The sequence below is a fragment of the Candidatus Dormiibacterota bacterium genome, assembly GCA_035532035.1.
Taxonomy (GTDB): domain Bacteria; phylum Vulcanimicrobiota; class Vulcanimicrobiia; order Vulcanimicrobiales; family Vulcanimicrobiaceae; genus Tyrphobacter.
This window is the reverse complement of the sequence record DATKRS010000002.1, coordinates 1-7,094: the sequence shown is the minus strand read 5'-3', so window position 1 is coordinate 7,094 and position 7,094 is coordinate 1. Positions and strand designations below refer to the sequence as shown.

Below are 7,094 nucleotides of genomic sequence, written 5' to 3'. Positions count from 1 at the left end.
CGGATATGCCGCCACATGCAAAAACCGCCAAGACCGAGCAGCAACAGCCAGACGAGGATCTCCGCGGCGAACTGGCCGGCGGCAACGCGCTGAATCACGAGCAGCGACGTCGCCGCACGGCGGCGTGGCACGATCCACCCGGCGACGGCCAACGCAAGAACGAGTACCGCAAAGACGCCTATCAACCGGCGTCGCGGGGCGTCTTCAGGAGCAGCACCGCGCACAGGAGCGCGACGGCAAAGAACGCCGCGTTGCCGATCGCTTCGGCAACGCCTTGCGCCGAGAACCAATGGGCGGCGATTGCGGCGAAGAGCAGCAGCGCACAGAGGATCGCGGCCGCCATTCTCATCGGCGATAGAGCGCCGCGAGCGCGAGGAAGGCCGGCACGGTCGCGAGCAATGCCAAGAGCGTCCCCAGGTCCAAAAGGCTGACGACGGTCACAACCCCGGAGTTCTGCACCCGCCACCCATTTCTCCACCCGTCGACGCGAAAATGCGGCAAAAGATGCCCGCGGCTAAACGCCAGCCACGTCCAGTGGTAGCCGGCGTTGAGCACGAGCGTCGATCGCGCCGCGGCCGCGCATCGCAGAATCGCCGCGTTCGGATCGGCCCGGCACGTCCCGGCTCGTGCGCCGTTCGCGACGTCGGTCAGGAGCGGCCGCGCGTGCCCGAGATCCGCGATCGTGAGCTCGCCGAACGTGCGAACCCGCGACGCCGGAAAGGCGAACGCCGGTGCGATGATGTCGTGCCGCTCGATGACGTAGCGAATCCCGAGGTCGCGCAGCATGCCCGGCGCAGCCGCCGGATGCACGACAATCGTGCGAACGAGCCGCGCATAGATTGCCGTGCGCTGCGGGGTGATGAAGTATTGAAACGGCGGTCCTGGGATCAGCACGCGCCGATGGGTCGCGAGGATCGGCACCATGTCGGCGCCGCGATATCCCCACGCGTACGTCGCGTCGTACGTTGCGTCGGGCGGCAAGACGAGAACGCCTTCGTCCGGCGGCCCCGACAGCGCGCTGTCGAGCCGCGCCCAGTACCACGGAACGCGAACGTACATCGACGGCGTCGTGACGTGCGCGTGGAAGACCGCGCCGCCGACGAGCAGATACGACGACGCGATCGCGCACGCCGCAAAGGCGCACGCCGCAGCGAGCGCTGCGCGCGGCCGCGCTTCCTCAAGGGCGCCGACGACGAGCCCCGCGACGATCGCAAGGAAGAACGTCGCCATCACGATGAGCCCCGCCGGATCCTGAAATACGAAGATGACCGGCAGCGACATGATGAAGCTCGTGAGGCCGGCGAGTGGCCCGTGCGTGCCCTTGGACTCGAAAAGAAACGCCAGCGCCGCGAGCCCGAGCGCCGCGGCGACGCGCAGCATGCGCCCGCGCACGACCGCGAGCGCCGCGATCAGCCCGAAGAGGAGCGCGAATCCGGCAGCGTACGCGAACGGATTCGCGTCGTACGCCGGAGCCGACGGAAAATAATCCGCGTACATCCACTGCCAGAACGGATCGAGCCGCATCACGTTCAAGAGGCTCGAGAACGCAAACGTCCACGCGTTCTGCGTCACTTGCAGGGGATGCACGTTCTGCGCGCTCGCGAGCGCGACCACCGACGGAACGAGCCACCAGAGCGACGCCGCGACCAGCGCGGGTATGCACGCGAGCAGCCAGCGCACGTACGCGCTGCGATCGTCGCACAGCCAGAGCGAGACGCCAAGCCAGACCGCCCAGCCGAAGAGCGCCTCGACGAGCAGATGCGGCATGATGACGACGAGCTCGAGCGCGAAGGCGAAGATCGCCGCCAGGGTAACGAGCGCGAAGCGCCGCCGCTGCGGCTGCTTCGCTGCGAGCAGAAAGAGCCCGCACGTCCAAGCGAATATCGCGCTGAAGATCGGCGCGCTCACGTTGAGCGCGGTGATCGCCTGCACGTAGGGATTGAGCGTGTAGACGATCGCGACGACGGCCGAGGCGAGGGGCGAGAGCCCGAGCACGCGCGCGCAAAAGAACGCGCCTACGACGGCGAACGCGTACGGCAGGACGAGCATCAGCACTTGCCCCGCCGGCGCACCGATCGTGCTTGCGAGTGCGGCGCGCACGAAGAGCGCCGGCGCCCACGCGAAGCACCAGCTCGCCTGGCCGAGATACGACTGTGTGTAGTTCCACGGTCGCACGCATTGCTCGAACTCGAGCCACGGGCGAAACGACGGCGTGAGGTCGCTCTGCGCGATGACGTAGCCGGGGTGCATCCAATGCAGCGCGATCGCGACGAGAAAGATCACGATCGCGGCCGGAAACGCCGCCGGCGGAAGCTTAGAGATCGAACGCATGGCGGATGTTGGCGCGCGACTCCTCCCGCAGGGCGTCGAGCCTCTCGAGCGCCATTGCCGTCTCGGCCGCGCTCATGCGGCCGTCACACTCCACGAGCGCGCGGGCGAGGTCTTGCGCGCTGCCGTCATAGTAGCGGAAGAACTCGCCGAAGTACGTGTTGATGTCGCGGCCGTCGTCGATCGAGATCACGCGCATGCCGTCGGCGAGCGCGTCGCAGATCTTCGACTGCGTGATGAAATCGACGCGCTCCGATGAGACCACGAAGTCGCAGGTCGCGAGCAAGCGGTGCAGCTCCTGCACGGAGAGCGGCGTTTCGAGCACCGTGAGGGCACCGTCGCCGAGGCCGCGGCTGCGCGCGTACGCGGCATAGTCCGTCTGCGCGAAGAAGCCGCGCAGCACGAGCCGCACGTCCGCGCCGCGCTCGCGCACGAGCGCGATCGCGTCGATCTGGGTCGTGATGCCGCGCCAGCGCTGCAAGCCGCCTGCATACACGGCGACTTTCGCACCATTCCAGCCGAAGCGCCGGCGTAGCGCCGGATCGGGCTCGGCGTTGCGGTCTTCGAGGCCGTGCATGTTGAGCACCGGCAGAACCGGCCCGCGCCAGCCACCGGCGCGCATGCGCGCTTCGAAGCGCGGCCCTCCCGCCGCGAAGGAAACGGACGTCGCGCGATCGAGCAGGCGCAGCGAGAGCCTGACAAGCGGCATCCCGAGTCGCACGAGCGGACCGCGTCCGAAGACGAGCGGGATCGCGTCGAGCACCGGATCGTGCGCGTCGTAGATCACTTTCACACCGCACCGCCGCAGAAACGCGGCGACGAAGCCATTGTACGGCGCGCCGATCGAGGTGAGCAGGACGTGCGTCGCGCCGTTGCGTGCGAGCGCGATGCCGCGCAGCATCGCGCGCAGCTTTCCGAGCGCACCGGTTCCTCCCGCAACGACAACCTCGCCGTGCGTGACGAGCGGCGGTCCGCTCGCCCAGCCGACCGTCGTCACGCGCGCGCCGGCTTGCACGAGCGCCTCGGCTGCAAACCGCACGCGCATCGTCGAGCCGCACCGGCGCCCGAGATCCTCTTGCGCGATGAGAACGGCGCTTATCGCCATTGCCGGCGTCTCGAGAGGCGTATGCCGAGAACCGCTAACAGAACGCAGACGGCGAGCTCTGCAAGTGCTTGCGCTGCGGCAACGCGCTCGACGATCAGGAGATCGGTCGCGCCCGTGCGCGCAGGGACGAGCCATCCGTTGACCGTCGTGTCCAAGCGAAGATGCGGCAGCGCGTGCCCGCCGATAGACGCTGCCCACGCGCCGTCGTAGGCGACGTTGTACCGCACCGCGCCGGCATCGCCGGGGGGCAGCGTCGCGCGAACGAGCCAGGGCGTCACCGCCGTGAACGCCAGCGCGCGGTACGGGCGCGGCGGGGGGTTCAACGGTGCGCGCGGCGGCATCCCCTGCGCGGCGACCACGCAGAGGCCCGAGCACGCGACCGCGACGGCGTCGCGCGGCAACGAGATCCAGCGATATCCGTGCGTCGCGCGCGTAACGACCGTTCCGTCGCGTGCGCGCAAGACGCCGTCCACCCAGACGAGCGCTTCGAGATTAGGCTGGAGTGCGAGCCACGCGTTCGGATTGGTCGTGAGCGCTCCGCCGAGCCCTTGCGCGAGGTCGGGACGCTGCGCAAACGCGAGACGTGCGTCGACCCATCCGCTCGCGGCGTCCACGTGGGTATTCGCCGCCACGACAGCAACGAATGCGGGATGCGCGGCAAGATCGCCGTAGAACACGTTCCCCGAACCGAGCTGGTCGTCGAGCGTGCCGACGGCAGGCGCTGCAATCAACGAGAGCTCGGGAAGCGGCTGCAGCGCGAACGTTTGCGCGGCCGGCGAGCGCCACGGCAAGATGCGGTCGCCGAACGCCCACTGCTGCGCCAAGGCCTGCTCGCTGGCCCTCAGCCACGGCCGTTCGATCACCACGGAGACGCTCAACGCTCGCAACGCCGACGTGTCGCCGCTCGCGAGAAAACCGCCGAGCGCGGCATCGGCCGGGTACGTTGCGACGTATTGGTTGAGGGGCGCGACGTCGACCGCGCGCCCGTAGAGATCCGGATCCGCGCCACTTCCGGTGCCTTCGAGCGAGAGCGGTTGAAACGCCGGAAGGAGCGCGAAACGCGTGTTCGCCGGCGCGCGAATCTCGAGATTCGGAAGGTGCGACGACGGCACCCACCAGCGCGACGGGGGCGGTAACCACCAGAGCGCCGTCAGTGCGAGCGCAAAGGTCAGGAACGCCGCGCCCGCGGCTCGCACGCGCAACGACGAAGCGGCGATGACGTACCCGATGACGGTGAACGCGAGCAGATCGTAGAGCTCGCGGAAGACCGCAACGAACGTCGCGTGCGAAACCGCCCACGCATACGGAATCGCCAGCGGCCCACGCGTGCCCATCGCGACGAGCAGTGCGGCGATCGCGAGCGTTGCGGCGAGGGCCGGCACGCTGCGGCGCCGTGCGCGCAACGCGAATCCCGCCAAAGCCAGCAGCGCGACGCCGCTCATCGGCCCGCAGTGCCACGCGGAGAACTGCGCACCGTATCGCGCGAAATACCCGTCCAAGAGCAGCGCTCCGAGCGGCGGAACCGATTGATTACGTTCCCATGCGAGCGTGAAGGGGATCGACAGGAGCGAATGGCGCTCCCCGGCGATGCCGATCGCCGCCGGCACCCATACTGCGAGTGCAATCAGGAGCGGCGCGGGCTGACGCGTGCGCCACGTGAGCACGGCGAGCACGAGCGTGTCGATGAGAAGGAACTGTACCTGCTGTGCCGTCAGCAGCATCGCGCCGATCAAGACGAGCGGGCGAGGTTTTTCGCGCAGCGTCTCCGCGAGAATCCAGATCGTCGCACCGTATGCGAGCAGCATGTACGTGTGCCCCGCGACGAGCTCGGTGAAGGTCCAGGGATTGAAGGTCAGCGCGAGCGCCGCCGCACTCGCCGTCAGCTCGTTGCCGGTATACTGCTTGGCGATCGCGCGCCCGCCGAACGCGCAGAGCAGCCCGACGCCGAGCATGAAGAGAACGAGCAGGCCTTCCGGCGGAAAGACGAGCCGCAGAAGTGCGAGCACGGCAGCAAGCAAATATCCCGTATCGTAAACCGTGGGCGCGCCGATGCCGGTGGGCGACCACCCCGAGATGGACGCAAAGAGCGCGCCCGCCGGCACGCCGAACGGATACGGGGACCAATCCTGCCGCAGCGCCGGCACCGCAGGAAGCACCGATGCCGCAAACGCGATCGCGACGAGCACCGGAACCGCGAGCACGTATCTATGCATCGCTCGCGCCACCACACAGACCTTCGGCCCGGCGTTTTTCCACCCTGCGTTCGGATGTGCTATCGTTGCCGGGTGGACATGGCGGTTGAGCTGGCGTCGGCGCGCATCTGCGTCACCGGCGGAGCCGGGTTCCTCGGCTCCTACGTCGTCGAGGAGCTGCGACGGAAGGGCGCGCAGCACGTCTTCGTTCCGCGGCGCGCCGACTTCGACCTGACGATGGAGTCGGGCGTCGAGCGCATGTATCGCGAGGCGCGACCACAGCTCGTCATCCATCTCGCCGGCGTCGTTGGCGGCATCGGTGCAAATAGCAAACGTCCCGGCTCGTTCTTCTACGAGAACGCGATGATGGGCATCCAGGTGATCGAGCACGCCCGCCGCAACGGCGTCGAGAAGATCGTCGTGGTCGGCACGATCTGCGCGTATCCCAAGCACGCGCCCGTACCGTTCCGCGAGGAATCGCTCTGGTGCGGCTATCCCGAGGAGACCAACGCACCGTACGGCATTGCCAAGAAGGCCCTGCTCGTCCAGTGCCAGGCCTATCGCGAGCAGTACGGGCTCAATGCGATCTACCTTCTTCCCGTCAACCTCTACGGACCAGGCGACAACTTCGACCCGCGCAGCTCGCACGTCATTCCCGCGCTGATTCGCAAATGCATCGAGGCGCGCGAGAGCGGCGCTCGAGAGATCGTGGTGTGGGGCGACGGCTCACCGACACGCGAGTTCTTGTACGTCGAGGACGCCGCGCGAGGGATCGTTCTCGCGGCCGCGCGCTACGACGGCGCCGAGCCGATCAATCTCGGCAGTGGAACGGAGATTTCGATCGGCGACCTTGCGAAGCTCATCGCAGAGCTGTGTGACTTCGACGGCGCGATTCTCTGGGACCGAGCCAAGCCCAACGGCCAGCCGCGGCGCCGCCTCGACGTCTCTCGCGCGCGCCAGCACTTCGGCTTCGAACCCACCGTGGGACTCGTCGACGGCTTACGACGGACGATCGACTGGTACCAATCTACGCATCGCGCGCCATCGCAAGCCCCGCGAGAAATCCGGCGACCTCCGCGGCCTTCATTATCGTGAGCCCGATGGCGAGAACGGGGTGCCGCGCCATCTCACCCACCCTGCTCACCAGCGCAGCACGCATCGGCGTGAGTCGTCGCGCGCCCTCCCACCCGTGTTTGCGCGCGAAGCGCCGGTAACCGCGCGCATAATAGAACTTCTTGCGCGCGAGCATCCCCAGCCGAGGATGGCCCTCGTCGTGATGGATGAACGCGTTTGCGAAGCGCGGCGGCCGCGAGGCACCGACGCGTATAGAGAGATCCCAATCCTCGCCGCCGAGCAGCGATTCGTCGTAGCCGCCCGCCGCGAGAAAGGCGGAGCGACGAAAGAAGCGCGCCGCGCTCACGATCGGATCGCCGTGGTAGAAGTCGCGCTCGAAGCGCTTGCAGCGCGCC

At 68.0% G+C, this 7,094-nt stretch carries 7 protein-coding genes; 1 reads left to right on the top strand and 6 read right to left on the bottom strand.

What is annotated here, in order from left to right; all coding sequences use genetic code 11:
• From VMV82_00175 to VMV82_00155, 5 genes are all read right to left on the bottom strand, one after another.
• Positions 1–185 (bottom strand): hypothetical protein (locus tag VMV82_00175; GenBank protein ID HUY39973.1); only part of this gene is annotated, 185 nt, incomplete at its 3' end.
• Positions 182–349: a hypothetical protein gene (locus VMV82_00170; GenBank protein ID HUY39972.1), complete on the bottom strand. Its 168-nt coding sequence runs from the start codon at positions 347–349 to the stop codon at positions 182–184. The genes VMV82_00175 and VMV82_00170, both read right to left, overlap by 4 nt.
• Positions 346–2,331 (bottom strand): hypothetical protein, encoded by a 1,986-nt coding sequence (locus VMV82_00165; GenBank protein HUY39971.1) that lies wholly within the window; start codon positions 2,329–2,331, stop codon positions 346–348. Before VMV82_00165 ends, VMV82_00170 begins: the two co-directional genes overlap by 4 nt.
• Positions 2,315–3,433 carry a glycosyltransferase gene (locus VMV82_00160; GenBank protein ID HUY39970.1) on the bottom strand — a complete coding sequence of 373 codons (1,119 nt, stop codon included), beginning with the start codon at positions 3,431–3,433 and terminating at the stop codon, positions 2,315–2,317. The genes VMV82_00165 and VMV82_00160 overlap by 17 nt, the downstream gene beginning before the upstream one ends.
• Positions 3,424–5,658 (bottom strand): hypothetical protein, encoded by a 2,235-nt coding sequence (locus VMV82_00155; GenBank protein ID HUY39969.1) that lies wholly within the window; start codon positions 5,656–5,658, stop codon positions 3,424–3,426. The genes VMV82_00160 and VMV82_00155 overlap by 10 nt, the downstream gene beginning before the upstream one ends.
• A 66-nt stretch (positions 5,659–5,724) precedes the next feature.
• On the opposite strand from VMV82_00155, the gene VMV82_00150 reads away from it, so the two are divergent.
• Positions 5,725–6,720: a GDP-L-fucose synthase gene (locus tag VMV82_00150; protein HUY39968.1), complete on the top strand. Its 996-nt coding sequence runs from the start codon at positions 5,725–5,727 to the stop codon at positions 6,718–6,720.
• On the opposite strand, the gene VMV82_00145 is transcribed toward VMV82_00150, so the two are convergent.
• Positions 6,653–7,094, bottom strand: a 442-nt coding sequence (locus tag VMV82_00145; GenBank protein ID HUY39967.1) for a glycosyltransferase family 2 protein, incomplete at its 5' end; no start/stop codon positions are given. The two genes, VMV82_00150 and VMV82_00145, sit on opposite strands and share 68 nt — an antisense overlap.

What these genes read in the sequence shown, in the direction of transcription:
- VMV82_00170 (HUY39972.1), bottom strand. Translation starts at nt 349, where the DNA reads ATGAGAATGGCGGCCGCGATCCTCTGTGCGCTGCTGCTCTTCGCCGCA.
- VMV82_00165 (HUY39971.1), bottom strand. Translation starts at nt 2,331, where the DNA reads ATGCGTTCGATCTCTAAGCTTCCGCCGGCGGCGTTTCCGGCCGCGATC.
- VMV82_00160 (HUY39970.1), bottom strand. Translation starts at nt 3,433, where the DNA reads ATGGCGATAAGCGCCGTTCTCATCGCGCAAGAGGATCTCGGGCGCCGG.
- VMV82_00150 (HUY39968.1), top strand. Translation starts at nt 5,725, where the DNA reads ATGGCGGTTGAGCTGGCGTCGGCGCGCATCTGCGTCACCGGCGGAGCC.